The 26,057-nt window shown below is 64.4% G+C and carries 27 protein-coding genes and 1 pseudogene; 22 read left to right on the forward strand and 6 right to left on the reverse strand.

Annotated elements, in window-relative coordinates; all coding sequences use genetic code 11:
• Positions 1–20 precede the first annotated feature (20 nt).
• Both BM357_RS01395 and BM357_RS01400 read left to right on the forward strand, forming a co-directional pair.
• On the forward strand, positions 21–905 hold the full coding sequence (locus BM357_RS01395) for a VOC family protein (RefSeq protein ID WP_074948826.1): 885 nt from the start codon (positions 21–23) through the stop codon (positions 903–905).
• Positions 906–1,015: 110 nt separating this feature from the next.
• A complete protein-coding gene (locus tag BM357_RS01400; RefSeq protein WP_074948828.1) occupies positions 1,016–2,386 on the forward strand; it encodes a glycosyltransferase family 2 protein in 1,371 nt (456 codons plus the stop codon).
• A 141-nt stretch (positions 2,387–2,527) separates the two neighbouring features.
• On the opposite strand, the pseudogene BM357_RS20630 reads toward BM357_RS01400, so the two are convergent.
• A pseudogene (locus BM357_RS20630) lies at positions 2,528–3,094 on the reverse strand (SGNH/GDSL hydrolase family protein); the annotation flags it as partial.
• Between the two features lie 384 nt (positions 3,095–3,478).
• Between BM357_RS20630 and BM357_RS01410 the strand changes: the two are divergent.
• Both BM357_RS01410 and BM357_RS01415 read left to right on the forward strand, forming a co-directional pair.
• The gene (locus tag BM357_RS01410; RefSeq protein WP_074949258.1) at positions 3,479–5,593 is read left to right on the forward strand and encodes a prolyl oligopeptidase family serine peptidase; all 2,115 of its coding nucleotides are present in this window, start codon (positions 3,479–3,481) and stop codon (positions 5,591–5,593) included.
• An 8-nt stretch (positions 5,594–5,601) separates the two neighbouring features.
• Entirely contained in the window at positions 5,602–6,309 is a 708-nt protein-coding gene (locus tag BM357_RS01415) for a sulfite oxidase-like oxidoreductase (protein WP_074949260.1), read from the forward strand.
• On the opposite strand, the gene rnz is transcribed toward BM357_RS01415, so the two are convergent.
• The 4 genes from rnz to BM357_RS01435 all read right to left on the reverse strand — a co-directional run bounded on the left by rnz (position 6,254) and on the right by BM357_RS01435 (position 10,629).
• On the reverse strand, positions 6,254–7,216 hold the full coding sequence (gene rnz, locus BM357_RS01420) for a ribonuclease Z (RefSeq protein ID WP_074948830.1): 963 nt from the start codon (positions 7,214–7,216) through the stop codon (positions 6,254–6,256). The genes BM357_RS01415 and rnz overlap by 56 nt on opposite strands.
• A gap of 38 nt (positions 7,217–7,254) precedes the next feature.
• A complete protein-coding gene (gene iadA, locus BM357_RS01425; RefSeq protein ID WP_074948832.1) occupies positions 7,255–8,592 on the reverse strand; it encodes a beta-aspartyl-peptidase in 1,338 nt (445 codons plus the stop codon).
• A gap of 254 nt (positions 8,593–8,846) precedes the next feature.
• Positions 8,847–9,458 (reverse strand): superoxide dismutase, encoded by a 612-nt coding sequence (locus BM357_RS01430; RefSeq protein WP_074948834.1) that lies wholly within the window; start codon positions 9,456–9,458, stop codon positions 8,847–8,849.
• 94 nt (positions 9,459–9,552) lie between these two features.
• Positions 9,553–10,629, reverse strand: coding sequence for a quinone-dependent dihydroorotate dehydrogenase (locus BM357_RS01435; protein ID WP_074948836.1), 1,077 nt, complete (start codon positions 10,627–10,629; stop codon positions 9,553–9,555).
• A gap of 213 nt (positions 10,630–10,842) precedes the next feature.
• On the opposite strand from BM357_RS01435, the gene BM357_RS01440 reads away from it, so the two are divergent.
• The 14 genes from BM357_RS01440 to BM357_RS01505 all read left to right on the forward strand — a co-directional run bounded on the left by BM357_RS01440 (position 10,843) and on the right by BM357_RS01505 (position 22,792).
• Positions 10,843–12,450 (forward strand): APC family permease, encoded by a 1,608-nt coding sequence (locus BM357_RS01440; RefSeq protein ID WP_074948838.1) that lies wholly within the window; start codon positions 10,843–10,845, stop codon positions 12,448–12,450.
• A gap of 202 nt (positions 12,451–12,652) precedes the next feature.
• Positions 12,653–13,201: a sigma-70 family RNA polymerase sigma factor gene (locus BM357_RS01445; protein ID WP_245783789.1), complete on the forward strand. Its 549-nt coding sequence runs from the start codon at positions 12,653–12,655 to the stop codon at positions 13,199–13,201.
• The gene (locus BM357_RS01450; protein ID WP_074948842.1) at positions 13,188–14,162 is read left to right on the forward strand and encodes a hypothetical protein; all 975 of its coding nucleotides are present in this window, start codon (positions 13,188–13,190) and stop codon (positions 14,160–14,162) included. Before BM357_RS01445 ends, BM357_RS01450 begins: the two co-directional genes overlap by 14 nt.
• 15 nt (positions 14,163–14,177) lie before the next feature.
• A complete protein-coding gene (locus BM357_RS01455) occupies positions 14,178–14,447 on the forward strand; it encodes a hypothetical protein (protein WP_074948844.1) in 270 nt (89 codons plus the stop codon).
• A gap of 155 nt (positions 14,448–14,602) precedes the next feature.
• Positions 14,603–15,718 (forward strand): alanine dehydrogenase, encoded by a 1,116-nt coding sequence (gene ald, locus BM357_RS01460; protein WP_074948846.1) that lies wholly within the window; start codon positions 14,603–14,605, stop codon positions 15,716–15,718.
• Between the two features lie 72 nt (positions 15,719–15,790).
• Positions 15,791–16,165, forward strand: a complete 375-nt coding sequence (locus tag BM357_RS01465) for a cupredoxin domain-containing protein (protein WP_074948848.1) — start codon at positions 15,791–15,793, stop codon at positions 16,163–16,165.
• 71 nt (positions 16,166–16,236) lie between these two features.
• Entirely contained in the window at positions 16,237–16,548 is a 312-nt protein-coding gene (locus tag BM357_RS01470) for a metal-sulfur cluster assembly factor (RefSeq protein WP_074948850.1), read from the forward strand.
• A gap of 148 nt (positions 16,549–16,696) precedes the next feature.
• On the forward strand, positions 16,697–17,482 hold the full coding sequence (gene sufC, locus BM357_RS01475; protein ID WP_074948852.1) for a Fe-S cluster assembly ATPase SufC: 786 nt from the start codon (positions 16,697–16,699) through the stop codon (positions 17,480–17,482).
• Between the two features lie 13 nt (positions 17,483–17,495).
• On the forward strand, positions 17,496–18,782 hold the full coding sequence (locus BM357_RS01480; protein WP_074948854.1) for a SufB/SufD family protein: 1,287 nt from the start codon (positions 17,496–17,498) through the stop codon (positions 18,780–18,782).
• Positions 18,779–20,011 (forward strand): cysteine desulfurase, encoded by a 1,233-nt coding sequence (locus BM357_RS01485; protein WP_074948856.1) that lies wholly within the window; start codon positions 18,779–18,781, stop codon positions 20,009–20,011. The genes BM357_RS01480 and BM357_RS01485 overlap by 4 nt, the downstream gene beginning before the upstream one ends.
• A complete protein-coding gene (gene sufU, locus BM357_RS01490; protein WP_074948858.1) occupies positions 19,998–20,438 on the forward strand; it encodes a Fe-S cluster assembly sulfur transfer protein SufU in 441 nt (146 codons plus the stop codon). The genes BM357_RS01485 and sufU overlap by 14 nt, the downstream gene beginning before the upstream one ends.
• A gap of 69 nt (positions 20,439–20,507) precedes the next feature.
• A complete protein-coding gene (sufB, locus tag BM357_RS01495; RefSeq protein WP_074948860.1) occupies positions 20,508–21,905 on the forward strand; it encodes a Fe-S cluster assembly protein SufB in 1,398 nt (465 codons plus the stop codon).
• 13 nt (positions 21,906–21,918) lie between these two features.
• Positions 21,919–22,224, forward strand: coding sequence for a non-heme iron oxygenase ferredoxin subunit (locus BM357_RS01500; protein ID WP_074948862.1), 306 nt, complete (start codon positions 21,919–21,921; stop codon positions 22,222–22,224).
• Positions 22,225–22,339: 115 nt separating this feature from the next.
• Positions 22,340–22,792 carry an RrF2 family transcriptional regulator gene (locus BM357_RS01505; RefSeq protein WP_245783790.1) on the forward strand — a complete coding sequence of 151 codons (453 nt, stop codon included), beginning with the start codon at positions 22,340–22,342 and terminating at the stop codon, positions 22,790–22,792.
• Positions 22,793–22,875: 83 nt separating this feature from the next.
• Here the strand turns inward: BM357_RS01505 and BM357_RS01510 are convergent, their stop codons facing one another.
• A complete protein-coding gene (locus BM357_RS01510) occupies positions 22,876–23,163 on the reverse strand; it encodes a hypothetical protein (RefSeq protein WP_074948864.1) in 288 nt (95 codons plus the stop codon).
• 169 nt (positions 23,164–23,332) lie between these two features.
• On the opposite strand from BM357_RS01510, the gene BM357_RS01515 reads away from it, so the two are divergent.
• From BM357_RS01515 to BM357_RS01530, 4 genes are all read left to right on the forward strand, one after another.
• On the forward strand, positions 23,333–23,872 hold the full coding sequence (locus BM357_RS01515; RefSeq protein ID WP_074948866.1) for a peroxiredoxin: 540 nt from the start codon (positions 23,333–23,335) through the stop codon (positions 23,870–23,872).
• 156 nt (positions 23,873–24,028) lie between these two features.
• Entirely contained in the window at positions 24,029–24,490 is a 462-nt protein-coding gene (locus BM357_RS01520) for a TlpA family protein disulfide reductase (protein ID WP_083430066.1), read from the forward strand.
• A gap of 169 nt (positions 24,491–24,659) precedes the next feature.
• Positions 24,660–25,256 carry a fatty acid metabolism transcriptional regulator FadR gene (locus BM357_RS01525; protein WP_281245551.1) on the forward strand — a complete coding sequence of 199 codons (597 nt, stop codon included), beginning with the start codon at positions 24,660–24,662 and terminating at the stop codon, positions 25,254–25,256.
• Between the two features lie 16 nt (positions 25,257–25,272).
• Positions 25,273–26,043 carry an electron transfer flavoprotein subunit beta/FixA family protein gene (locus tag BM357_RS01530; protein ID WP_074948870.1) on the forward strand — a complete coding sequence of 257 codons (771 nt, stop codon included), beginning with the start codon at positions 25,273–25,275 and terminating at the stop codon, positions 26,041–26,043.
• Positions 26,044–26,057: the final 14 nt, after the last annotated feature.

A 26,057-nucleotide genomic window follows, 5' to 3' on the forward strand; every position in this document is an offset into this window, starting at 1 on the left:
CGTTGAGGAGGTATCGGCTGATGACCATCACTCATGTGGACCACGTGCTCATTGCCGTTGAGGATCTGGATGTCGCTGCTGCACAGTATCGGAAACTGGGATTCCACGTTACGGCCGGAGGAACGCATCCGGGGCGAGGGACGGCGAACCGACTCGTGGTGCTGGATGACGGGTATTTGGAGCTGATTGCCGTACAGGATCGGACGGTGGCATGGCCGGAACTGGTTCGGCATCTGGAACGGTATGGTCCTGGTCTGTTCACGTTTGCTCTGGCCAGCGACGACCTGGATGCAGACGCCGCCCGGTTTCGGTCGCGTACGGCAGCCGCCGTCACGACGCTCCAGGCGGAGGACCCCCAGGAGGGCGCACTGGTTACGCTTGGCGGCAAGCGTCGGGGATGGCGGAGTTTCCGTGTGTCTGGTGGCGGGGGCGTCAACCCGTTCTTGATTCAGCATGACAGCACCGGTGAAGAGAAGCGGCGCCGGTTGTTCGGTGACGAGACACCGGAACCGCATCCGCTGGGTTACCGGCGACTGGAGCGTATTGAGGTGGTCTTCCCGTCGCTTGAGGACGGAGAGGCCTACTTCCGTGACGGCTATGGACTCACTCGCGCCGGGGAGCCCTCTGTGTGCCCCAGCCGCCTGGGAGACCGGGTTTTCTTTCCCCTTTCGCATGGCGATATCGAGGTCATTGCCCCGAATTCCCCAAGCAGCCCGTTGAATGACTTCGTGCTGCAGCGTGGATACGGGGTACGCGGAATCGTCCTCTCGGTCCCCGACCTCGAGGTGGCCGCTTCGGATTTGATTCGGCAGGGGATTCGCTTCACACGTTCACAAGTGTCGGGAGCCATCCAAATTGACCCGTCCGATGCCTTGGGGGCAAGGTTGGTTCTCGTGAGCGGTTAATATTGGTTCACGTGGCCTTGGCGCAACGGCTCGTGCCATCCCCCTCCCCGGACTCGCCTCGGAGGGTTATCCTGGAGATCGGCAAGTCCATCTGCGGGAGGGAACCCGAATTGGCCTTGAACGGTTGGCTGTTGGCCGTGGTGTGGTCCATTTTGGCGGCGATCACGCTGCCGGGCTTACTCCGCGTGCCGCGCCTGTCGCGGGTGGGCGAAGCGGTCGGGGCGGGTCGGAGTGAGCATCCCAATAACGGGACCGGTCGGCGCGAGCCATCCACGGCGGCGCCTGGCCGGGTGTCCGTGGTGATTGCCGCCCGGGACGAGGGCAGTGCACTGGCGGACACGCTGGCGGCGCTGACGGCGCAGACGCTGGCGGATGTGGAGATCATCGTGGTGGACGACCGGTCCCAGGACGACACCTGGACCGTCATCTCCCGGTTTGCTGCAGCCGATCCGCGCGTTCGCGGCATCCGAGTGACCGAATTGCCGGAGGGATGGATTGGCAAGAACCACGCCCTGTACCGGGGAGCGCTGGCGGCGACGGGGGCGTGGCTGGTGTTCATGGACGCGGATGTGCGCCTGCATCCCCGCACCCTGGAGGAGACCGCCGCATTCTCGCTTCGGCAGGGATTTCAGCACGTCACCGCGATCCCGAGGTTAAAGGCGGGATCGACCCCCCTCGCGACGTTGATGTTGGTGTTCGCGCTCAACCTGGTGATGTTCCTGCGCCCCCAGAACGCGTGCCGGGGGCGGTGGGGGGTGGCCGGAATCGGGGCGTTTCAGTGGGTGGATCGATCCCGCTACCTGGCGTCCGGAGGCCACGCGGCCATCCGCATGCGGCCGGACGACGACGCCGCGCTGGGCCGGCTGCTCAAGCGGTCCGGGTGCCGGCAGTGCCTGGTGCGGGCCGGGGACCGCGTGTCCTTAGCGTGGTACGAGCGGACGTGGGAGATGATTGAGGGCCTGGAAAAAAGTCCAATTGCCGCCTTTAGGTACCGTCCGTGGGCGCTGGCCGCGGTGATGCCGCTGCTGTTGGCGCTGTACGAGGGGCCCGTGATCGGCACCGTCACCGGCGGCCACGCCGCTTGGGGATATGGAGTCGCTTGGGCGGTCGTGACCGGGTTGTGTGCGGTGGTCGCGCGCGGGCTGTTCGCAGGCGCGGTGGACGACGTGCCTGCAGACACCGCGGGGATGCCCGCGGGCGGGGCGAAAGAGACACGCGAAGGCGCTGCGGATAGGCCGGCGGGCGGGGCGGCGCAGACGACCGCAGGTGGGAAGGCGCGGCGCAGCCGGACGCGGTGGCGTGCGGCCGCAGCCGTTCTGTTGTGGCCGGTGGGCGCGGCGCTGTTGGCGTTCGCCTACCTGAGGGCCGCCTGGAAGGTGTGGCGACACGGGGGCCTGATGTGGCGGGGGACGCTCTATCCGCTGGAGGTCCTGCGCAGAGAGGGACGCTGGCCCACCGGAGCGCCGGGGGCTCGGCGGTGACTCGCGAGACCGGGCACGGCAATGACCCGTGAGACCAGGCGCGCACCACGACAGGTATGGCCACAGATTTGCCGCAATGACGCTGTGTCCGCGGTCATTCGGATGCACCGGCAGAACGGGGCATCGCAGGGCGTCCTCCAGGCGCCCGGTCCGGTAACCGTGGATGAGTTCCGCCTCGCGGCCGGCGAACCAGGTGTCCGCGGGAGCCACGGGAACCGCTGCGCGTCTGGCGACGGCGCGCGTGGCGTCGTTCAGTCCGGCCATGGCCTGGACAGCCAGGGGGCTGTTGGGGAAGGGATTGTACTGGGCGCAAACCACCAGCCGGGCTCGGGTGACGGAGCCGAGGAACCGGAGCAGACCGGCGAGATGGGCCTGATGGCTGCGGATGGCGGCGGTTACCAGGGCGGCCGCGTCCCTGCGCGGGCCTTCGAGCAACCGGAGGCCCGCCTGGGCCAGGTTGTCGCCTCCAATCCAGACGATGATGGCGGTCGCCCTGGCGAGGGGACCGATGTCGTTCGCGCGGACGGCCATGTCGAGCGCAGCGGTGGTCCACCAGGGACGGGCGAGGATGTGCAGACAGGCGTTCTGAGGGACGGCGCGCGCGGCGCTGCGGCGCAGGATCTGTGCCGGATACGCCCGCCACGGCGCGCTCGCCCCGGAACCGGCGGTGATGGAGTCGCCGAGGGCGGTGTACCACATGTACGTCATCTCCCGGGAAGCTGAGATCACGACCTGCCAGCAGGTCGAGCGCCACCTGCGGCCTCTCGAATCCCATGCAATGTCTGTATGGCAGTCGAGAGGCGCACCGTTTGGCCGTTGCGACCCGCGGCCTTTCGATGCAGCCTCTTGAATCTCATGGTATCTCTATGTGCGCCTGGGTGCCTGGGACACGGTTCATACCCAATCTGGACGGGATACGGGTAACCGCCGGCCAGCCGACCCTCTTTGCAGCGATGTATCCTGTCGTCCGGCATGAGGGGACGGCGTGACGGGACGGGGGTCTTCGTTCCTTCCCTCTTCCTGGAGGATGCGGGGGCGCCGGTGTCGAAGTGGGAGGTGGGAACCGACGCCGATGCGAAGGAGGAGACAGACATGGCAGAACCAGAGCGGCCGGCGGTGGTCGAGGACTACCACGGCACGCCGGTGGCGGACCCGTTTCGTTGGCTGGAGGACCTGACGAGCCCCGCCGTGCAGGCGTTCGTCGCCGAGCAAAACGAACGCACGCGGGCGTACCTGGACGGGACCGGGCTGCGGCCCGCCGTTCGGGCGCGCCTCGGCGAACTGTGGAACTTCCCGCGGTATTTCGCGCCCAAACGAAAGGCCGGGCGCATGTTTTACCTGGAGCACGACGGGATGCAGAACCAAGCTGTGTACTGGGTGCAGGAGGCGGATGGGACGGCGCGGGTCTTGATAGATCCAAACCCGCTCAGCGAGGACGGCACGGTCGCTCTGATGACCACCGCCGTCAGCCCGGACGGGGCGCGGGTGGCCTACACGTTGTCGGAGAGCGGCAGCGACTGGCAGACCATCCGGGTGCGCCGCGTCGCCGATGGTTTGGACGATTCCGATGAGGTCCGCTGGTGCAAATTCACGAACATCGCCTGGCATCCGGATGGCAGCGGATTTTTCTACACCCGGTTCCCGGAGCCGGGGACGGTGGCGCCGGTGGAGGAAAGCCGCCATGCGCGCGTGTGTTTCCACCGGTTAGGGACCCCTCAATCGGACGATCCGGTGGTGTACCAGCCGTCTGATCCAGAGCTGGTTCCGCACGTGTCCGTCACCGAGGACGGCCGGTACCTGTGCCTGTCGCTGACGCGCGGCACGGACAAGCGCAACGGGTTTTTGTCGCGGCCCTTGGCGTACGACGCACAGGCGTCGCAGCACGCGGGCGATCCCGCCGCAGAGGCGGGGCCGGGGGTGGTCCGGGACCAAGGGTTCACCGTGTGGTTCCCGCCCGAGCGGGCGGCGTACGACCTGTTGGGCAACGCCGGCAGCGTGTTTTACTTCATCACCACCGAAGATGCCCCGAAGGGGCGCGTGATTGCCCTCGATGTGTCGACCCATGGGCAGCCGCCATGGGAGGTGGTGCCCGAGGGGGAGGACGCCCTGTCCTTTGGGCGTCTGGTGAACGGAGCGCTGGCGCTGGTGTATCTGCACAACGCTCACCACCGGTTGGTGTTGTTCAGCTTGGATGGACGGCGGCTCGATGAACCGGCGTTGCCGGCCATCGGATCCATCCCGGCCATCACCGGCGGGCCCGCCGACGGCGAGATGTTCGTCGAATTCACGTCGTACTTGCATCCGCCCCAGGTGTGGCGGTACGATTTCGCGTCGCGGCGCCTCGCTCCTTACCGGGTGCCGGAGATCCCGTTCGATCCGGCGGCGTACGAGACCGAACAGGTGTGGTTCTCGTCATCGGATGGCACCTCGGTGCCGATGTTCCTCACGCACCGGCGCGGGCTTGCCCGCGACGGAGAGCGGCCGGTGCTGATGTACGGGTACGGCGGGTTCAACCTGGCGCAGACGCCGCAGTTCTATCCCGCGCACCTGATGCTCCTGGAGCGGGGCGGGGTGTTCGCGGTGGTGTCCCTGCGCGGGGGCAGCGAATTCGGCGAGGCATGGCACCAGGCGGGGATGCTCGATCGCAAGCAGAACGTGTTCGACGATTTCCATGCGGCCGGGCGCTGGCTGATCGATGCCGGGTACACCCGTCCGAAACGGCTCGCCATCATGGGGCGCAGCAACGGCGGTCTGCTGGTGGCTGCCACCATGCTGCAGCGGCCGGAGCAGTACGGGGCCGTGGTGTGCCAGGTCCCGGTCATCGACATGCTGCGCTACCACCGGTTCACCGTCGGCCGGTTCTGGGTGCCGGAGTACGGCAACGCGGAGGAGAACCCGGATCACTTCCGGTTCCTGTACGCCTATTCACCGCTGCACAACGTGCGCTACGGACGCGTCTACCCGCCCATCCTCATCACCACGGGCGACCGGGATGACCGCGTCGCTCCGCTGCACGCCTACAAATTTGCGGCGACCCTGCAGGCGGCTTCGCCGGGGGTGAATCCCGTCTTGCTGCGGGTGGATGAACGGGCGGGCCACGGTCTCGGCAAGCCGACGGCGAAGCTGCTCGACGAGTGGGCGGACATGTATACATTTTTGTTCCACGCTTTGGCCATCCCAGTGGAAGAAGGCCAGCACACGGAGTGAAGTTGCGCATGGAAGGAGGAGTTCCGTTGTCTGAACGTACGAGCCGGGAATGGGGCGACCGCCTGCCGCCGGGGCAGATCTTGACGGAAAAGTGGCCGGTGCTGCATGCGGGTACGGTGCCGCACGTGGACCTCGATACCTGGGATTTCCGCATCTTTGGCTTGGTCGAGGAGGAGCGGGTGCTGACCTGGCCCGAGTTTCTCGCGCTGCCCAAGTACGAATACACCAGTGACATCCACTGCGTCACCACCTGGTCGAGATTTGACAACCACTGGGAGGGCGTGTCCTTCCGCGACGTGATGAACTTGTTCCGTGTGCGCCCGGAGGCCAAGTACGTGTTGGTCCACGCGGAGCAGGGCTACACCACGAACCTGCCGTTGGAGGACCTGCTGCAGGACGGGGTGATGTTCGCCTACCGGCACGACGGCCGCGACCTCACGCCGGAGCACGGTTGGCCGCTGCGCCTGGTGGTGCCGCACCTGTACTTTTGGAAGAGCGCCAAGTGGGTGCGGGGGATTGAGTTCCTGGCCGAGGACCGGCCCGGCTTCTGGGAGCAGTACGGGTATCACCTGTACGGCGACCCGTGGCAGGAACAGCGCTACCGGGACGATCCGGAGTGGCTCGGCGCGGGCCGGACGACGGACGACTATTACCGGACCATCAGGTCGCGCGTCCGGCGCGCGATGCAGGAACGGGGTACGACCACAGATCGCTAGCCAACCGCGTGTTCGGGAAGATGGCGCGCGCCTCCGCCAGGAGGCGGTCGGCGCCATCGCCGCTGTAACGGGCGCTGATGTGGGTGAGAATGAGCGCCTTCGCGCCCGCGTCGTGCGCGGTCCGGGCAGCGTCGGCCGCCGTGCTGTGGCCGTAGGCCGGGGCGAGCGCTGACCTGTCGGCCGCGAACGTGGCCTCGTGCACCAACACGTCGGCGCCGGACGCCAGTTCCACCGCCGCCTGGCAGGGCCGGGTGTCGCCGAGGATGGCCACGACGCGCCCGGGGACGGGCGGGGCGAGGACTTCGTCCGGGTGGAGGGTGCTTCCGTCGGGCAGCGGGATGGACTGGCCCTGTTTGAGCCGGCCGTAGAGGGGGCCGGGCGGCACGCCGAGGGTGGCCAGGCGGTCGGTCAGGAGCCGTCCCGGCCGGTCGCGCTCCACCACCCGGTATCCCAGCGTCGGGATGGTGTGCTCCAACCAGTCGGCGTGCACCTGAAACCGCTCGTCGGCATGAACGATGCCGGGAGATTCAATCTCCACGATCCCGAGCGGATAGGTGAGATGGGTCTGGCTGACCTCGAGGCTCGTCTCCAGGTAACGGCGGGTACCTGGCGGGCCGTATACCGTCAGCGGCGTGTCCGCGGCCTGAAAGGAGCGGGTGCCGAGCAGGCCGGGCAGCCCAAACAGGTGGTCGCCGTGCATGTGGGTGAGAAACACCCGTTCCACCTGGCGGGCCCGTACCCGCGGGCCGGCCGCGGCGGGGGCGCGCAGCAGTTGGTGCTGCGTGCCCTCGCCGCAGTCGAACAGCCAGACGGCACCGCGTTCGGGCCACAGGGCGATGGCGATGGCGGTGACGTTGCGCGCCGTCGTCGGGACGCCGGCGCCGGTGCCGAGGAAAACCAGTTCCACGCAGACTCCCTCCTGGACCAGGGTGTCGGGGCGGCGCGTCAACAGCAGTAGTGGCGGCGGCTTTTGCGCTTGCGCTCGGCGGCCTCCGGGAAGTCGTCCGGATGGTCCTCGCCGGCTGCCATCATGAGCCGGCCGCGCTCCGGGTTCACGGTGCCGGCGGCCCCTTTGATGTCCGGCGAGCCGGGGACGCGGTGGACGTTCTCGAACGTGCCGAACACCACCGGCTTGCCGTCCTCCACCATCTGGCGGCCTTTGGCGAACACGTGCCGGATCTCGAACCGGTCGTTGGTCAGGATCAGGTCGGCCGCCAGGCCTTCGCGGATGCGCCCCTTATGCCCCAATTTGAGCACCCGTGCGACATTGCGGGTGACCATGCTGACGGCGACGTCGACGGGGACCTCCTCCTGCACGATGGCGTCCCGGGTCTCCTCCCAGAGGGTCGCGATGGACCCGATGCCCATGGCCACCAGTCTCCCGCGGTCGTCGAAGATGGGGGAACTGCCGTTGCTGTCGGAGCTCATGGTGATGAGGCGGGGATGGACTCCCGCGTCCAGCAACCGCCGGATGGCCTGGGACGGCTTGACGGAGACGTGATCGTGGGCGTCAGGACGGATGCCGGAGGTGACGTCGACAAAGCCGCCCTCCTTGCCGTAGCGGATGGCGTGCTGCAGGAGGTCCGGATTGCGGTTCAGGTGGGTGGGCGTGAACATCTCCCGCGGCAGTTCCGTGCGCCGCAACAGATGGAACAGAACGGAGAGGCCGGCGTCGTCGTCGCCCACGTGCAGGTGCAATACGCCCGCCTTGCCGGCCAACAGGCCCCCGACGCGCGCTTCGCTGGCCAGCTCGGCCAACTCCTGCTCACTGGGATGGCTGGAGCGGGAGTCCGAGATGGCGATTTCGCCCACGCCGATGACCTTGTCCACCATTACGATGTCCCCGCGCGGCGTGCCGGTGATGGTACGCGTCGGGACTTGGTAGGCGCCGCAGTAGATGTAGGTGGTCACGCCCTCAAGCGCCAACCCGTTGGCTTTCGCAAGCAGCTCCCGCGTGTGGCGTGTGATGCCGTCGGTACCGAGGACGCCGACGAGCGTCGTGACCCCGGCGGTGGTGATGTGGCTCAGCGAGATCTCGGGCGTCCGGTAGTGGAAGCCGCCTTCGCCTCCGCCTCCCGCCATGTGGACGTGTTGATCGATCAGCCCGGGGAACATCATCAGGCCGCGTGCGTCCACCTCTCGCACCAGGGGCACGGTGCCGTGGAAGGACAGGTCCTCCCCGATGGCGAGGATCTGGTCGCGGCACAGGAGAACGTCCTTCTCGCCGAGCGGATCGGGTGCATACACACGGGCCTTTTTGATCAGGGTGAGCGGTGCCTCCATCCGCCTGCCTCCTCCGACATCCGGCGCCCCTGCCGTGCGCCGGCGTGTCCGGCGGCAGGAAACGCTGCCAGCCGGGTCCAGACGTAGTGTTGCCCGGCGGTGCGAAAGGATTCCCGCGGCGCCCATTTGCCCGGCGTTTCATCGCCGGCAGAAGCGTTGACACGAGCTGCCATGCGCTGTGTGCCCGCTGCTGAGGGGGAAAAAGCAGACCGCCCGCACCGTGGCGGTGGGGCGGTCCGTTGCCTTCACAGCGATCACTTGACGGCCGCTTCATAGCGCTTGCCGACCTCGGCCCAGTTGACGACGTTCCACCAAGCGGCGATGTAGTCCGGGCGCTTATTCTGGTACTTGAGGTAGTACGCGTGCTCCCACACATCCAGCCCCAGGATGGGCGTCTTGCCCTCCATCAGCGGGCTGTCCTGGTTCGGGGTGCTGGTGATGGCCAGCTTGCCGTTGTCGACGACCAGCCACGCCCAACCGCTGCCGAACCGGCCCGCCGCGGCTTTGGAGAACTCATCCTTGAACTTCTCGAAGCTGCCGAACGTACTGTTGATGGCGTCCGCCAGGGCGCCCGTCGGCTGTCCGCCGCCGTTCGGGCTCATGATCTCCCAGAACAGGCTGTGATTGGCGTGCCCGCCACCATTGTTGCGCACCGCGGTGCGAATGGACTCGGGCACGCTGTTGATGTTGCGGAGCAGCTCGTCCAACGATTTCGCCTGAAGATCCGGGTGACCTTCGAGCGCAGCGTTCAGGTTGTTCACATATGTGCCGTGGTGACGGTCATGGTGGATGCGCATCGTCTGCTCGTCGATGTGCGGCTCCAGCGCGTTGTAATCGTAAGGAAGCGGTGGGAGTTCGTGCGCCATCAGCGGATCCCTCCTATGTAATCGTAGGATTGGGTAACACATCCTCATCTTAACGCAATCGATCCGCAATTGCCAGCACGCCTGGAAAAGGGTTTCATCCACGGTGGTCGGCACCGATGGCTTCCCGGATATGGGTAAATCCGTCGCGGGCGAGGCGCTCCGCAAGGCCGTCGACCATCTCCCGCACCAACCGGGGGCCTCGGTAGATGAATCCGGTGTACACCTGCACCAGACTGGCCCCGGCTCGGATCTTCTCATACGCGTCGTCCGCGGACATCACGCCGCCGCTGCCGATGATGGGCAGCCGTCCGCCGGTGGCCCGGTACAGCAGCCGGACGACTTCGGTCGCGCGTTGCCGCAGAGGGCGGCCGCTGAGACCGCCTGTCTCCTGCACGCCGGGCGTGGTGAGCGCGGGCCGGGTGATGGTGGTGTTGGTCGCAATCAGGCCGTCGACACCCGCCTGTTCCAGCGCGATGGCCAGGTCCTCCAGGTCGGCGTCCGCGAGATCCGGGGAGAGTTTGACCAGCAGCGGCGGCCGGCGATCCGCTAGGGCGAACCGGTCACGCGCCGCAGACACCGCCTGCACCAACGGCAGCAGATGCTCCTGGGTCTGCAGGTCGCGCAGGCCAGGGGTGTTCGGCGAACTGACGTTGATGACGAGATAGTCGGCCAAGGGCGCAAACACCTGTACGAGCGCCAGGTAATCGTCTTGCGCGCGCTCGTTCGGCGTCACCTTGTTCTTGCCCAGATTGACCCCGATGACGCCCATGCCTCTCCAACGCCGCACCCGGCCGGCCACCGCGACGGCGCCGTCGTTGTTGAATCCCATCCGGTTGATGAGGGCCTCGTCGGCCGGCAACCGGAACAGGCGTGGTTTTGGATTGCCTGGCTGCGGACGGGGGGTCACGGTGCCGACCTCAACGAACGAGAATCCGCACCGGAACAGGGCGGCGACGGCGATGGCGTTCTTGTCCAGACCGGCGGCGAGACCGACGGGATGGGCGAAGGCGCGGCCCCACAAGGACTGACGGAGCGACGGGTGTTCTCGCACGTTGCCTGCCGCCAGGCCCGCCGCCGACGGGACGCGGGAGACCGCGGCCAGGGTGAGGTGGTGTGCGGCTTCGGGATCGATCCGAAAGAGAATGGGGCGCAAGAGGCGGTACACGAGCATTCCTCCGATCCTGCCGCGGGCCCGGCCGGCCCGCGGTGCTTCCTCTGGGAGTGTACCAGCTTGACCCGGAGGAGGAAAGAGAAGGCGGAGATCCGCACCGTTTTGAGAAAAATCTTATATGAATTAAAGTTTGACTTATTGGAATCATGTCATACAATAAATTTAACCCGCTTTGGGGCCGTCTGGATTTCCAAATGGAAAGGAGAGCAGCGTATGGATGATAGGTTCAAGAAGAAGCTGACCCTGCTCGACCTGACGTTTCTCGGGCTTGGGTCCATCATCGGGTCCGGCTGGCTGTTTGCGTCCATGAACGGCGCGCAGTTCGCCGGGTCCATCGCCTGGTTGGCGTGGGTGGGTGGCGCCATCGCGGTCTTATTGATTGGTCTCGTCTATGGGGAGTTGGCTGCTGCCCTGCCTCGCGCCGGCGGATTCGTGCGGTATCCCGAATACACGCACGGATCGCTCGTCGGGTACATGACCGGGTTTGCCTCGTTGATGGCCTACTCCAGCGTCGCCGGCATCGAGGTCGAAGCGGTGGTCAGCCATGCATCCTACTACGCGCCGTGGCTGATGGGAGAAAAAGGCCCCTCTCTGGTCGGCACCCTCGTCGAGATCCTCCTCCTCGCCGTCTTTTTCCTGCTCAACTATTGGAGCGTCAACGTGTTCGGCAAGGTGAACACCATCGTCACCGCGTTCAAGTTCATTGTGCCGACGTGCACGGTCATCGCCCTGCTGATGTATTTTAAGGGGTCGAACCTCGCGGTTGCCGGTGCGGCGCCGGGTGGTGCGGAGGGCGTCTTCACGGCCATCGCCGGAGGCGGCATCGTGTTCGCGTTCCTCGGCTTCCGGCAGGCGGTCGACTTTGGCGCAGAAGCAAAAAACCCGCAGCGGGACATTCCCCGGGCCATCATCATCGCCGTGTTCCTCGGGACGGCGGTGTACATCTTGCTGCAGTTGGCGTTCCTCGGCGCGGTCCCGTCGAGCGCTCTCGGCCAGGGGTGGGGCCACATCCAGGATGCCATGCCGAAGACGGTCAACTATCCGTTCGTCTGGGTGGCCTCGTCCCTGGGTCTCACCTGGCTGTCGACGCTGCTTTTGATTGACGCGGTGATCTCGCCCGCCGGTACAGGGAACATCTACCTGTCGGGGACGGGGCGCGTGCTGTACGCCTGGTCCAACAACCGGCACTTCTACTCGTACTTCTCGAAGGTTCATCCAAAGACCGGCGTTCCTCGGGCAGCCCTGTGGCTCAGCTTCATCCTCGCCATCGTGTGGATTCTGCCCGCGCAGTTTGACACGTGGAGCAAGTTGGTGGATGCGGTCACGTCGGCGACCGTCATGACGTACATGGTCGGGCCCATCTCGATGATGTCCATGCGCCGCACGCTGCCGAACATGAAGCGGCCGTTCCGCCTGCCGGGCGGTCAGATCCTCGCTCCCTTGGCGTTCATCGCTGCGACGTGCATCATCTACTGGGCCGGGTGGGAGACCGACCAGTTCTTGATTGGTCTGACGCTCGCGTCTCTCATTCTCTACTTCGCTTTCATGGACAAGAGCGATGAGACTCGGGCGCGCATCGGCCGCGACTGGATGGCGGGTGTGTGGTTGGTGGTGTATTATGTCTTTATTCTCATCATGTCGTACATCGGTGCTTACGGGCCGCTGAAGCATCCTTGGGTCCCGGGGCCGTATTTGGACACGATTGTGGTCGTCATCGGTGCCATTCTCTTGTACTTCTGGGGCTTGAACTCCGCGCTGCCGGAGCCGTCCTTTGAGACGGATACCGCCGGAGAGGCGCCGCCGGAATTCGTGCAGGCATAACAAGTGGGTTCCGGGCGCGTACAGACGGTGCGCGTGTACGTGATCGGTCACCGGGGGGCAAGCCGGAGAGGAGGATCCTCTCCGGCTTCGGCCGTTGTAGAGGGAGAGAGGCGGTGCATCATGGCCGGCCGGGTCATTGTCACATCCAGGCCGCCTGCTCCGTCTGGTTTCACGGAGGTGTCTGGCGGGAGGTGACATGACATTGGGACGGACTTCCGCGCCCGGTCCAGACGATACCCTCGCCACCTTGGAGGCCTGGATGGCCGCATATGGGGCGGACGTGTTGAACGTGGCGTATGCGTACGTCCGCAACTACCACCAGGCGCAGGACATCGCACAGGATGTGTTCCTGCGTGCGTTGACGAAAATGGAGTCGTTCCGGGGGGAGAGCAGCGTCAAGACCTGGCTGTTGTCCATCACCGTGAACCGATGCAAGGACTACCTGCGGTCATGGGCCGTCCGGCACGAGGTGCAGGACGAGGAGCAGATGGCGCTTCGCGAGGCGGCCTCCGACACGGAAGCGGAGGCCGTCAACCGGCTGGAGCGGGAGCGGATTTGGCAAGCCCTGCAACAGCTTCCGTTAAAGTACCGCGAAGCGGTGGTGTTGTACTACATGCGCGGCTTGCCGGGCCACGAGGTGGCCAGGGTGCTTGGGATTTCCGAACAGAACGTGCGTACGCGGCTGCACCGCGGTCGCGCCATGCTTCGCCAGATGCTCGAGGAGGAGGTGGACAGGCATGAACGACTTTGACGAGGAACTGCGGCGGCGTCTGCGCGCCTTGCCGGAGCTGCCGTTCACACCCGAATTGGCACAGCGCATTCAGCGGGCGGCCCGTGCACCGCGGCATCGGCGCCGGGCCGGGCGTTGGTCCGGTTGGCTGGTCGGCGGATGCGGTGTCGGCGCTGCGGTGATGATGACCTGGCTGGTGTGGAGCGGGATGGACGTGGGGACGACGCCTCAGGGGCGTATGAAAGGCACGTTCGCCACCGCCAACGCGGTCCCGCAAGGTTCGTCCATCGGGCTTGTGGCAGCCCCCCTCAGCGTCGGATACATCGGCGTCACCGGAACCGGATCAGGACGCCTGGATACCGTCACCGCGACACTGACGAACGTCGGCACTCAGCCCCTCAGCGCGGACGATGTGTTCGGGGTGCTCTCGTTCCAGCAGGGAGACGACGGGGAACTGCTGTCCTCCACCCGTTGGATCACGCTGGTTGACGCGCCCGACACCCCCATTCAACCGGGGCAGACGGTGACGTGGACGTTCCGGCCCATCGGAGCGCCCGAGGACGCGAACGGAAACTTGACGCTGACGCCTCGGCTCATATTCTTTAAGAAGGGATTGGTGCCGGCCGCGCAGGCGGATGTGGTCTGGCAGGTCCCCGGCGCCGAAGTGCGACGCGTGCGGGTTCAGCCGACTTCCGAATGGCCAAATGGGGAATCCTTTCAGGTCGAGGCGGAGCTGGTGAACACCAGTGGAGCGCCGCTCCCCTTGCATAACCTGCTGGCCGTCATCTGGTTCACCCCGCGCGGCCAAGCCGGGGATTGGACGGCGCCCAATCCGGTGCGATTCATGGCTCAAGTCGAACCGGACCCGGCGTCGGGACGGGTACTGGCGCCCGGCGCGTCGGCTCAGGTCGTGTTCCGGCTCATCGGACCGCCTGCGGACTACGCGTCCATGGATCCGCACATCCAGTGGATTCTTCGCTGAAAAGGAGAGAGCGGTGTGACCACCCGCTTCAGCTTGGCTGAACTGGCTGAAATGATGCACACCCAGGTCGATGTCATCCGGCTTGCGGTCGACACGTTGGCTGCGGAAGGGAAGCTCACGGCCGAGTCGTTTGTATTTGGGGATCGAAATTGGCGGATTGCCCCCACCGACATCAAGCGGATTCAGGATTGGATTGAGGCTAGAAAAGCCGCCGGTGTGCTGGCCGAGCAAGCGCCTCGCCGGAGGGTGTTGAAAAAACAGATTGTCCGCCTACCGGATGCCTGACGGACGGACCGCGGCACGCGCCGCGGTTCGATGTGCTCAATCGGCTGCGTTGCGCCTGCTCCGGGCGTGATCTACACTGAGGACGGAATGGCGATCCCCCTGCGCAGGATTGGACATGCTTGGATGGGACATGCCGGAAAGGAGTCTTGTCAACCGTGATCATTGGGGTTCCGAAAGAGCTCAAGGACAACGAGAACCGAGTGGCCATCACACCAGCCGGGGTGCATGCCTTCGTCAGCGCTGGCCACGAGGTGCTGATTGAAACGGGCGCCGGCGAGGGCAGCGGCTTCTCGGACGCCTCCTATGAAGACGCGGGCGCGCGCATCGTGCCGACGGCTGCGGACGCGTGGAACCAAGCGGACATGGTGATGAAGGTCAAGGAACCGTTGCCGGTGGAGTACGCGTATTTCCGGCCGGATCTCACTTTGTTCACGTATCTGCACCTGGCGCCGGAGCCGGAATTGACCAAGGCGCTCATGGACAGCGGCATGATGGCCATCGCGTATGAGACGGTGCAACTCCCGGACGGCAGCCTGCCCCTGTTGACACCGATGAGCGAGGTGGCGGGGCGCATGTCCATCCAGATTGGCGCACACTTTTTGGAAAAGGCCCATGGCGGGCGTGGTGAGCTCTTGGGCGGAGTGCCCGGGGTGCCGCCGGCCCGCGTCGTGATTGTCGGCGGCGGCATCGTGGGGACCAACGCCGCCCGCATCGCACTGGGCATGGGCGCGCAGGTGACCATCCTCGACACGAACGTCGGCCGCCTTCGCCAGCTGCAGGACATCTTCGGAAGCCAGTTGCGTACGGTGGTGTCGAACGCCTACAACCTCCACCAGGAGTTGGAGGGGTGCGACCTGCTGATTGGCGCGGTGCTCATCCCGGGTGCGCGCGCGCCGAAGATCGTCACCGAAGAGATGGTCAAAAGGATGAATCCCGGGGCGGTCGTGGTCGACGTGGCGATTGACCAAGGGGGATCCGTCGAGACCATCGACCGCATCACGACGCACAGCAATCCGACCTACGTGAAGCACGGCGTGGTCCATTACGCGGTCGCGAATATCCCGGGTGCGGTGCCGCGGACCTCGACGTTGGCGTTGACCAACGTCACGGTGCCGTACGCGCTGCAGTTGGCCAATCTCGGGCCGGCATCGGCCGTGCGCGCAAACGCGGCGCTGGCCAAAGGCGTCAATGTATACAAGGGCAAGGTCACGTATGAGGCGGTGGCCAGGTCCCTGGGTCTCACGTATACGCCCCTGGATGAGGTGCTGTGATCGGTGTCTCGTCATCCGTGCCAGACCATGGTATGATGGGCACATCTGGAGTCGGTGCTGGGGGGAGTCGGCATGAAATGGTTGTGGTTGGGTGTGGCTGCCGCGGCCGGACTCGCGGCCGGGTGCGGAGCGGCTTCGAGCGGCGGGAACACGGCACCGCCGGCCGATGCGGTCAAAGTGAATGTGGAAGCGTCCAACTGGAAGTGGACAATCGATAAAACCACGTTTAAAGTCGGACAGCCGATTGACTTCCGCGTCAGAGCCACCGAAGGCGCACACGGATTCTCCATCGCGGGGACGAACATCAACCAGACCGTGGCGCAGGGGCAGGACCCGGTGGATGTGGTCTGGAAGCCGGACAAACCGGGGACCTACACCATTCAGTGCGATGTCTACTGCGGGACCGGTCATGGGTCGATGCAGACGCAGATCACGGTCACGCCGTGACGGCGCCGGCATGACGTCGCGGAACGGCTGAGAAGCGGCCAGACGCACGGAGCGGGAAAGGAGGCGTTCGGATGCAGGTCACGGAAGAGATGGTGCGCGGGGTGCTGACCGATGTGCTCGATCCGGAGATCCAGATTGACATCGTCAACCTCGGCATGGTGTATGGCGTGGACATCTCGGAAGACGGCAAGAAGGTGACGGTCACGATGACGCTCACCACCATGGGTTGCCCGATCTTCGATGATTTGAAAGACCAGATCATTGAGAAGGTCAAGGCGCTACCCGGGGTGGAGGACGTGGAGGTCATTCTGACGTTCGATCCGCCGTGGGACAAAGAGATGATGTCCGAAGAGGCGAAACTCGTATTCAAATATCTGTTCTGACGGGCGGCAGCCCGGTGTCCGCGGCAGCGCGCCAGAGGGTGCACTGCCGCGATTGCATTTTTCTTGCGGTGTGATAAGCTAAGGAAAGAAAACATGACTCAATGAGTCAACATTGCAGGAGAACACACTCGGGAAAGGTTGGTACGGTATGGCTGGTCCGTTGTTTCATATTGAAGACCTGCACGTAAGCGTTGAAGACAAAGAGATTGTCCGCGGTTTGAACCTGACCCTGAAGGGCGGCGAGATCCACGCCATCATGGGACCGAACGGAACGGGGAAGAGCACGTTGGCGTCCGCGTTGATGGGCCACCCGGCGTATGAGATCATCGGCGGCAAGGTCACCCTCGACGGAGAGGACGTCCTTGAGATGTCCGTGGACGAACGGGCCCGCAAGGGGATGTTCCTCGCGATGCAGTATCCGGCCGAGGTGCCTGGGGTGTCCAACGCGAACTTCATCCGCACCGCGTTGAATGCGCGGCTCGGAGAGGGCAACGAGATCCCCGTGATGAAGTTCCATCGGGAGCTGCAGGCGCAGATGAAGCGGCTCAACATCGACCCGGTCTTCGCCGAACGCTACCTGAACGAAGGGTTCTCCGGCGGCGAGAAGAAGCGCAACGAGATCCTGCAGATGGTCATGCTCAAGCCGCGCGTCGTCATTTTGGACGAGATTGACTCCGGATTGGACATCGATGCGCTCAAGATTGTCGCGGAGGCCGTCAACTCCATGCGTTCCCCGGAGGTGACGTTCCTCATCATCACGCACTACCAGCGCCTGTTGCAGTACATCGTGCCGGACTTTGTGCATGTGATGATGCAGGGCCGCATCGTCCGTTCCGGTGGCCGTGAACTGGCGGAGCGCCTCGAGGCCGAAGGGTACGATTGGCTGAAACATGAATTGGGCATCGAAGACGAGACCGTCGGAGTGCAGGCGTAAGGGGGGGCGAGCGATGGCGGAACAGACGACCACAATCGTCTCGGTGACGGCGGAAGCACTCTCCGTCCGGTACGTGGAACCCGACTGGTTGCGCAAGATGCGCGCCGGCGCTTGGGAAATCTTCCAGGCGGCACCGTCCCCGAAGTTGGAGAAGACGGATCTGCGCGACCGGAGCTGGGATATCGGTCCGTACGCGGACGAGCCGGGAAGCCCTTCGGAAGAAGCGGAGGCGTTGGTCGGTGAGCTCGCCGGGCAGGCGTATGTGCACGTGCGCAACGGTGTGGCTGTGGCCGTCCATCTTCCGGAGGCATTGGCCGCCCAAGGCGTCGTGATGACCGACCTGCACACCGCGGTGCGCGATCACGCGGATTTGGTGAAGGCCCACCTCGGCACGGTGGTCAAGCCGGATGAGGGCAAGTGGGCGGCGTTGAACGCGGCCCTGTGGCACGGCGGCATCTTCGTCTATGTGCCGAGGAACGTCGTGGTGGACACGCCCGTGCACTTTGTCTACGAGGAGACGGGACAGGCCGCCGGCGGCGCGCCACGCGCCCTCGTCGTCGCCGATGAACACAGCGCGTTGTCCTACGTGGAGGTGTTTCTGACCGCCGGATCGCAGCCGGACAAGGTACACACCGGCGTCACCGAAGTGATCGCCAAGACGGGCGCGAAGGTGACGGCGGCTGCGGTCGGAGGATATCGAAAGGGACCGGCGAATTTCTCCGTACGGCGGGCACACATCGGGAACGACGCATCGGTGGACTGGGTGTTTGCGGATATCGGCGACGGGTTTTCCGTGGTGTTGTTGGAGAGCGACCTGGCGGGCGATGGATCGGCATCGACCGTCCAAGGCATCGGTATCGGCACGGGGCGGCAGCATCTGGATCTCACGGCGAGCGTGCTGCACCACGGCCGGTACTCGACGAGCGACATCCAGTTGCACGGTGCCATGAAGGATCGAGCCAACGCGATTTACCGCAGTTCGACGCACATTTTCAAGGGTGCGGTCGGCGCGGGAAGCGAGCAGCACGACCGGATGTTGATGCTCGACAAACGGGCGCGCGCCGACGCCATTCCCATGCTGCTCATCGACGAGAACGATGTCCAGCGTTGCGGCCATGCGGCGAGCGTGGGGCGGATTGACCAGAACCAGGTGTACTACCTGATGTCCCGCGGCATCCCCCGTTCGGAGGCGACGAAGATGATCATCTGGGGATACCTGGAGCCCACGGTGCAGCGCATACCGTCCGAGGTGGTCCGCACGCACCTGGTGCGCCGCATCGACAGGGAGTTGGAAGCATGAACGCCGAAGAGATCCGCAAGGATTTTCCCATCCTGCAGCAGGAAATCAACGGTCATCCCTTGGTCTATCTGGACAGCGCCGCCACGTCCCAGAAGCCGCGGCCGGTGATTGAGACGCTGCGCCGCTACTACGAGTGGGACAACGCCAATGTCCACCGGGGTGTGCATACGCTGGGTTCGCGCGCCACGGAGGCGTATGAGTTGGCACGTGAAAAGGTGGCGCGGTTCATCCACGCGCCGAGCCCGGAGCAAGTGGTGTTCACGCGCGGGACGACCGAGTCGCTGAACATGGTCGCGTACGGGTATGCGCGCCTGAAGCTGAAGGAAGGGGACGAGATTGTCCTCACGCCGTCAGAGCACCACAGCAACCTCATTCCGTGGCAGCAGGTGGCGCGCTTCACGGGGGCCAAACTCAAGTACATTCCGCTTCAGCCGGACGGTACCATCCGGCTGGAGGATGTGCGGGCGACCATTGGGCCCAACACGCGGCTGGTGGCCATCGCCCAGGTGTCGAATGTGCTGGGGACCATTCACCCCATTCGCGAGATCGCGGCCATCGCCCATGCGCATGGCGCGGTCCTGGTGGTCGACGGGGCGCAGAGCGTTCCGCACATGCCGGTGGATGTGCAGGATTTGGACTGTGATTTCCTCGCCTTCTCCGGACACAAGATGTGCGGCCCGACGGGCATTGGGGTGCTGTACGGCAAGCGGAAGCTGCTGGAGGAGATGGAGCCGACCTATTTCGGGGGCGAGATGATTGATGTCGTCGAGCTGTACCAGGCGACGTGGAAGGAGCCGCCCTGGAAGTTCGAAGGGGGCACGCCGATCATCGCCGGCGCCATCGGCCTCGGAGCGGCAGTGGATTACCTGACGGCCATCGGCATGGACGAGATCCGCGCCCACGACCGTCAATTGGCGGCGTACGCGTTGGAGAAACTGAGTGCCATCCCCGACATCGAGGTGTACGGACCGGGCCAGGGGACGGACCGCGGCGGCTTGGTGACGTTCAACCTGAAGGGGGTTCATCCCCACGATGTCTCCACGGTGCTGGACGCCGAGGGCATCGCCATCCGGGCGGGCCATCACTGTGCCCAACCGCTGATGCGTTGGCTGAACGTCGCCGCCACCGCGAGGGCGAGCTTCTATCTGTACAACACGGAGGCGGACATCGATCGGCTCGCCTCGGCGTTGCAGACGGCAAAGGAGTTTTTCCAACATGCAATTGGATGATCTGTACCGGCAAGTCATCATGGACCATTACCAGCGCCCCCGCAATCTGGGGGACCTGGAGGGGGGGACGGTCACCGTCGATCTGCGCAATCCGAGTTGCGGAGACGAGATCCGCCTGCAATTGTTGGTCGAGGATGGCATCGTGAAGGACGTGCGTTTCCGCGGTGCGGGCTGTTCCATTTCGATGTCTTCCGCATCCATGATGACCGAGGCCATCAAGGGCAAGCCGGTGGCGGAAGCTCTCCGCCTGTCACACACGTTCCGCGCGATGGTGCGGGGGGAGGACGTGGACAGGGACGATCTGGGCGACCTGGAGGCACTGCAGGGCGTGTCGAAATTTCCCGCGCGCGTCAAGTGCGCCACGCTGGCGTGGCAGGCGCTCGAACGCGCCGTCGGCCACGACGAGGCGGACGGCGGGACGAACTGAATCCGCGCCTGCGATGGCGCGGTGGGATGGATGGTATTCAGACGGAAGGGGATTAAGGAGGGAGACACGATGGCGAAAGTGCTGCCCGAACTGGAGGAGTACCAGTACGGTTTTCGCGACCGGGACATCTCGGTGGTAAAGTTCCAGAAGGGACTCTCGCGCAAGGTCGTCGAGGAAATCTCGATGATGAAAAACGAACCCGGGTGGATGACCGACTTCCGCCTGCGCGCGCTCGACATCTTTTATCAGAAACCGATGCCGGGCTGGGGCGCCGACCTGAGCGAACTGGACTTCGACGACATCACGTATTATGTGAAGCCGGCGGAGAAGAAGGGTAAGTCCTGGGAAGAGGTGCCCCAGGAGATCAAGAACACCTTCGACCGCCTCGGCATTCCGGAAGCGGAGCAAAAGTTCCTGGCCGGTGTATCCGCGCAGTACGAATCCGAAGTGGTCTACCACTCCATGCGCGCGGACTTCGAAAAGCTGGGCATCCTGTTCACGGATACGGACACGGCGCTGCGCGAGTATCCGGAGATCTTCAAGGAGTACTTCGGCACCGTGATTCCGCCTGAGGATAACAAGTTCGCGGCGCTCAACAGCGCGGTGTGGTCGGGGGGCAGCTTCATCTATGTCCCCAAGGGTGTCAAGTGCGAGATCCCGCTGCAGGCGTACTTCCGCATCAACTCGGAGAACATGGGCCAGTTCGAGCGGACTCTCATCATCGCTGACGAGGACAGCTTTGTGCACTACGTGGAGGGGTGCACGGCGCCGATCTACAGCACGAACTCGCTGCACAGCGCTGTGGTCGAGATTATCGTCAAGGACCGGGCCCGCGTGCGTTACACCACCATCCAAAACTGGGCGCCGAACATCTATAACCTGGTCACGAAACGAGCGGTGGCGTACAAGGACGCGACCATGGAGTGGGTGGACGGCAACATCGGATCGAAGGTGACGATGAAGTACCCGAGCGTCTACCTGATGGGCGAGGGTGCGAAGGGCATGGTCCTGTCCATCGCGGTGGCTGGCCGCAACCAGCATCAGGACACGGGGGCGAAGATGGTGCACATGGCGCCGAATACCACGTCCACCATCGTCTCCAAGTCCATCAGCAAGCACGGCGGCAAGACCACCTATCGCGGGCTTGCGAGCTTCGGGCCGAACGCCGTGTCTGCGAAGGCGAACGTCAAGTGCGACACGCTCATCCTAGACGACGACTCGACGTCCGACACCATCCCGTACAATGAGATCCGCAATGACGACGTCACCCTCGAGCACGAGGCGAGCGTCTCGAAGGTGAGTGAGGAGCAGCTGTTCTATCTCATGAGCCGCGGCATCTCCGAAGAGGACGCGACGCGCATGATTGTGATGGGCTTCATCGAGCCGTTCACGCGCGAACTTCCGATGGAGTACGCGGTGGAGATGAACCGGCTGATCAAGTTCGAGATGGAAGGTTCCATCGGCTGACAGAGGTGTCTGCATGGCTTGGGTGAACGTGGCCCGGGTGGACGAAGTGCCCCCCGGGCACATGATCAAGGTGACCGTCGACGGGGACGACCTCGCGGTGTACCATACAGATGAAGGGTTTTTCGCGACATCGGACGTGTGCACGCACGCAACGGCATCGCTGTCCAGCGGCACACTGAACGGGTGCATCGTCAGCTGTCCCAAGCACGGGGGCAAGTTTGATGTCCGCACAGGGGCTGCGGTGGCGCTGCCGTGCGTGTTCCCGGTCGAAACCTATCCGGTCGAGGTGCGGGGCGACGAGATCTGGCTGGACGTGTGAAGGGGGCAGGGCGGTGGTCGGCGGCCGCTGTCCATGCCGAATCCACATGCAATTTCAGGCCATCTTCTTTGGACCGGACCGCTCCGCGGACGGTCTGAGGAGGGGCACTGGGGGTATGGCCGTGAAAGTGTCGAGACGGACGGAGTACGGCCTGCGAGCGATGGTGGCGTTGGCGGAGCTGGCGGGGGACAGACGCCCTGTGTCTCTGCCCACCATCGCGGAGATGGAAGAGATCCCAGAACAGTTTTTGGACCAGATTGTAGTCAAGTTGCGCAAGGCGGGATTCGTGAAGAGCGTGCGGGGGGTCAATGGCGGATACCTGTTGGCCCGGCCGGCGGACGAGATCTCGGTCGGCGCGCTGGTGCGTCTGTTGGAGGGTTCCCTGGCGCCGATTGAATGCATCGGGGAAGGCGTTACCGATCCGGGGGCCGTCTGCGGCCGCGCGCGCGGTTGTCATACGCGGAGCGTATGGCTGCGCGTGATGGAGGCGCTGACAGAGGCGCTCGATTCCATCACGCTGGCCGACGTGATGCGGGATGAGGTCCCCGCGCCCGAAGCATCCCGCTGACTGAGGGTAGGGAAAAACCTGGATGAGACGGAGGCATCCGCTCATCCAGGTTTTTTTCTGGTGCATGGGTACGCGGGTGCCCGTCAGTTGGCGTCGAAGCCGAGATCCATCTTGGGCAACTCCTGAATGCGCTGCACCGCCACGCTTCGCTCCCGGCACGCGGCCACATAGTCCCGGTACACCGCCATCAGTTGCGGGTGTTGCCGAAGCAACTGGTCATCCAAGCGAACGTGGTGCTCGTCGTGATCGTAAGAAATGTGATAACTGGGGTTGTAGCCCAGGTCCCGCAACGTGTTCAACAACAGGGACAACAGTTCATTCACACGGTGATGCGCGCGACTCCACTCTTCGGACGACTGCATAAGGTCCATCCCATTTCCCCCTTCCGTTTTTCAGAGCCGGGTGTGGGCCTGCACGTTCGTTGTGGTGCTGCGCGAAATTTGAAACCAGTCCTGTTTCCATAGTATAATCCTTCATGTGCATCACCGCCAGTCACAGCCAAACTAAACCAGATACAGGTAAGCAGGAGGAGGGAGCCCAATGCCACTGGTAGGTCAGCCAGCACCCGATTTCGACATGCTGAGCACGAAGAACATGAAGACGCTGGACGAGCATGTCCGCCTGTCCGATTACCGCGGCAAGTGGTTGGTCATGTTCTTCTATCCGGCCGACTTCACCTTCGTCTGTCCGACGGAGATCATCGCGATGAACGAGCGCCTGCAGGAGTTCAAGGACCTGGACGCGGAAGTCCTCGGCGTCAGCTGCGACTCCGTCCACAGCCACAAGGCGTGGATCAACACGCCGCGGTCCGAGAACGGTCTCGGCGGGCTGGACTATCCGCTGGCCGCGGACTTCACCAAGGAGGTCGCGCGCAAGTACGACGTCCTCGTGGAAGAGTCCGGGCAAGCGCTTCGCGGCCTGTTCATCATCGATCCGGAGGGGATCCTGCGTTACCAGGTCGTGCACGATATGAACATCGGCCGCAGCGTGGACGAGACCCTGCGAGTGTTGGAGGCGCTCCAGGCGGGCGGGCTCTGCCCGGCCAACTGGAAGCCTGGGGACAAGCTGTTGGAGGTTTGAGCCGGTTTGACTCCGCGTCCGGCCGTGCACCCTGTGGGTACGGCCGGCGGGATCGCCTGTAGAGGCGCGAATCCGAGTGGGTTCGCGCCTTCTTTTCAACGGCAGACCCGGACCGCGTGCGATGTTCTTTGAAAATCCACGGAGGAGGGATACGGCATGCCGATGCGCTTGGGAACCCCGATGCCGAGTTTGGAAGGCGCCACGGAGTGGTGGCACACCGACGGGGCGGCGCCGAAGCTGGAACCGGGGAAGGTGACCCTGGTGCATTTCTGGGCCGTCTCGTGCCACATCTGCCACGAGACGATGAACGACGTGATGGCCATCAAGGAGAAGTATGAACCGGAAGGGCTGCAGGTGGTGGCGTTGCACATGCCGCGCTACGAGGAGGATGCGGACGCCGAACGGGTCAAGAAGGATGTCGAGACCTACCACATCACGCAGCCCGTTGGGCTCGACCATCTGCACAAGGTGGCGAACGCGTTCCAAAACGAGTACGTGCCGGCGTTCTTCGTCTTCGGCCGGGACGGAAATCTCGCGTTTCGCGCCGCGGGGGACAAGGGGTTCCAGAAGGTGGAGCCCAAGATCCGCGAGGCGCTGGGCCTTCCCCCTGAAGCGTGAACACGTTCGCACTCCCGGAGCGGGTTTCCACAACCGCCCGGGAGTGCGATTTCATTGACAGCGCCTTGCTTTTCTCGTACAATGGCATCGTATAAATGAATGAGAATTCATTCATCAGGAGGGGCAGGATATCGCAAATCGCCGCGATGAATCCAAGTATGACGCGATTCTGGCGGCCGCCGTCCAGGTCATGGCCGAGCAAGGCTACCACCATGCACAGATCTCCAGGATTGCACGCACCGCGGGCGTGGCGGACGGGACGGTGTACCTGTACTTCAAGAACAAGGAAGACATCCTAATCTCCTTGCTGCGCCAAGCCATCGGGCGCATCGTCGAGAAACTGCAGGAGCGGATGGACGGGGTCGAATGCGCGGAAGACCGGTTGCGCGTTCTCGTTCGCCTGTATCTGGAGGAGCTTGGCGGACATCCGCAGATGGCGATGGTGACCCAGGTGCATCTCCGTCAGGTGGATGCGAACATTCGGCGGCAGATCGGCGACATCATGAAACCGTTTTATCGGGCGCTCGACGACGTGATCGCGCTCGGGATGCGCCAAGGGGTGTTCCGCGAGAACGTCAATCCTCGCATCGCGCGGCGACTCATCTTCGGGACGTTGGATGAAACGGTCACCGCGTGGGTGTTGCCCGGCGGAAAGTACGACCTGGTGAGTTTGGCGGACGACGTGGTGGACGTGCTGCTGCACGGCTTGTCCCGGGCGCCCGCCGGCATTCCCTCCGGCGAGGCGATGGACGACCGCCCAGGTTGAGGAGAGGAGAGAGACCGTGAACATTCTGGTGTGTCTGAAGCAGACGTTCGACACCGAGGAGCGCATTGTGGTCGAAAACGGCCGCGTCAAAGAGGACGGCGTGAAATTCATCATCAACCCGTACGACGAATACGCCGTGGAGGAAGCGCTTCGCCTGAAGGAGGAGCACGGCGGCGAGGTGACGGTGGTGTCCGTGGGGCCCTCCCGCTTTGAGGAAGCCATCCGCACGGCCCTGGCGATGGGGGCGGACGAAGCCATCCTGGCCGACGACCCGGCGCTGTTTGGCGACGAATACACGGTGGCCAAGGTGTTGGCCGCCATCATCCGGCAGCGGCCGTTTGACATCATCCTGGCCGGCAATCAGGCCGTCGACGACGGCTCCGGACAGGTGGCGGTACGCCTCGCGGAAGAGCTCGGGATCCCGCACATCTCCACGTTGACGAAGCTGGTGGTCGAGGGGAACCAGGTCACCGGGTACCGCGACGCGGAGGGGGACGTCGAGGTGGTGCAGGCGACGCTTCCGGTGTTGGTGACCGCGCAGCAGGGATTGAATGAACCCCGGTATCCGTCGCTCATCGGCATCCGCAAAGCCAGCAAGAAGCCCTTGACCCATGTCACGGCAGCGGACCTTGGCCTGAACCCGGAGGAGATCCGGCCGCGCACCAAGGTCGTGGACACGTTCCTGCCCAAGCCGAAACAGGCGGGCAAGATCCTGCAAGGGGACCTGCAGGAACAGGTCCGCGAGCTGGTTCAGTCGCTGCGCACGGTCGACAAGGTGATTGGCTGAGGACGACGGGAGGG

The organism is Paenalicyclobacillus macrosporangiidus (genome assembly GCF_900116805.1).
GTDB lineage: Bacteria > Bacillota > Bacilli > Alicyclobacillales > Alicyclobacillaceae > Alicyclobacillus_H > Alicyclobacillus_H macrosporangiidus.

Bases quoted from the DNA above. Each gene is read 5' to 3' on its own strand.
- BM357_RS01510 (WP_074948864.1), bottom strand. From the start codon at position 23,163: ATGGACCTTATGCAGTCGTCCGAAGAGTGGAGTCGCGCGCATCACCGT.
- BM357_RS01440 (WP_074948838.1), top strand. From the start codon at position 10,843: ATGGATGATAGGTTCAAGAAGAAGCTGACCCTGCTCGACCTGACGTTT.
- BM357_RS01415 (WP_074949260.1), top strand. From the start codon at position 5,602: ATGGAAGGAGGAGTTCCGTTGTCTGAACGTACGAGCCGGGAATGGGGC.
- sufC (WP_074948852.1), top strand. From the start codon at position 16,697: ATGGCTGGTCCGTTGTTTCATATTGAAGACCTGCACGTAAGCGTTGAA.
- BM357_RS01470 (WP_074948850.1), top strand. From the start codon at position 16,237: ATGCAGGTCACGGAAGAGATGGTGCGCGGGGTGCTGACCGATGTGCTC.
- BM357_RS01485 (WP_074948856.1), top strand. From the start codon at position 18,779: ATGAACGCCGAAGAGATCCGCAAGGATTTTCCCATCCTGCAGCAGGAA.
- BM357_RS01520 (WP_083430066.1), top strand. From the start codon at position 24,029: ATGCCGATGCGCTTGGGAACCCCGATGCCGAGTTTGGAAGGCGCCACG.
- iadA (WP_074948832.1), bottom strand. From the start codon at position 8,592: ATGGAGGCACCGCTCACCCTGATCAAAAAGGCCCGTGTGTATGCACCC.
- BM357_RS01505 (WP_245783790.1), top strand. From the start codon at position 22,340: ATGGCCGTGAAAGTGTCGAGACGGACGGAGTACGGCCTGCGAGCGATG.
- BM357_RS01480 (WP_074948854.1), top strand. From the start codon at position 17,496: ATGGCGGAACAGACGACCACAATCGTCTCGGTGACGGCGGAAGCACTC.
- BM357_RS01435 (WP_074948836.1), bottom strand. From the start codon at position 10,629: ATGCTCGTGTACCGCCTCTTGCGCCCCATTCTCTTTCGGATCGATCCC.
- BM357_RS01410 (WP_074949258.1), top strand. From the start codon at position 3,479: ATGGCAGAACCAGAGCGGCCGGCGGTGGTCGAGGACTACCACGGCACG.
- sufB (WP_074948860.1), top strand. From the start codon at position 20,508: ATGGCGAAAGTGCTGCCCGAACTGGAGGAGTACCAGTACGGTTTTCGC.
- BM357_RS01515 (WP_074948866.1), top strand. From the start codon at position 23,333: ATGCCACTGGTAGGTCAGCCAGCACCCGATTTCGACATGCTGAGCACG.
- sufU (WP_074948858.1), top strand. From the start codon at position 19,998: ATGCAATTGGATGATCTGTACCGGCAAGTCATCATGGACCATTACCAG.
- BM357_RS01500 (WP_074948862.1), top strand. From the start codon at position 21,919: ATGGCTTGGGTGAACGTGGCCCGGGTGGACGAAGTGCCCCCCGGGCAC.
- BM357_RS01465 (WP_074948848.1), top strand. From the start codon at position 15,791: ATGAAATGGTTGTGGTTGGGTGTGGCTGCCGCGGCCGGACTCGCGGCC.
- BM357_RS01395 (WP_074948826.1), top strand. From the start codon at position 21: ATGACCATCACTCATGTGGACCACGTGCTCATTGCCGTTGAGGATCTG.
- BM357_RS01450 (WP_074948842.1), top strand. From the start codon at position 13,188: ATGAACGACTTTGACGAGGAACTGCGGCGGCGTCTGCGCGCCTTGCCG.
- BM357_RS01430 (WP_074948834.1), bottom strand. From the start codon at position 9,458: ATGGCGCACGAACTCCCACCGCTTCCTTACGATTACAACGCGCTGGAG.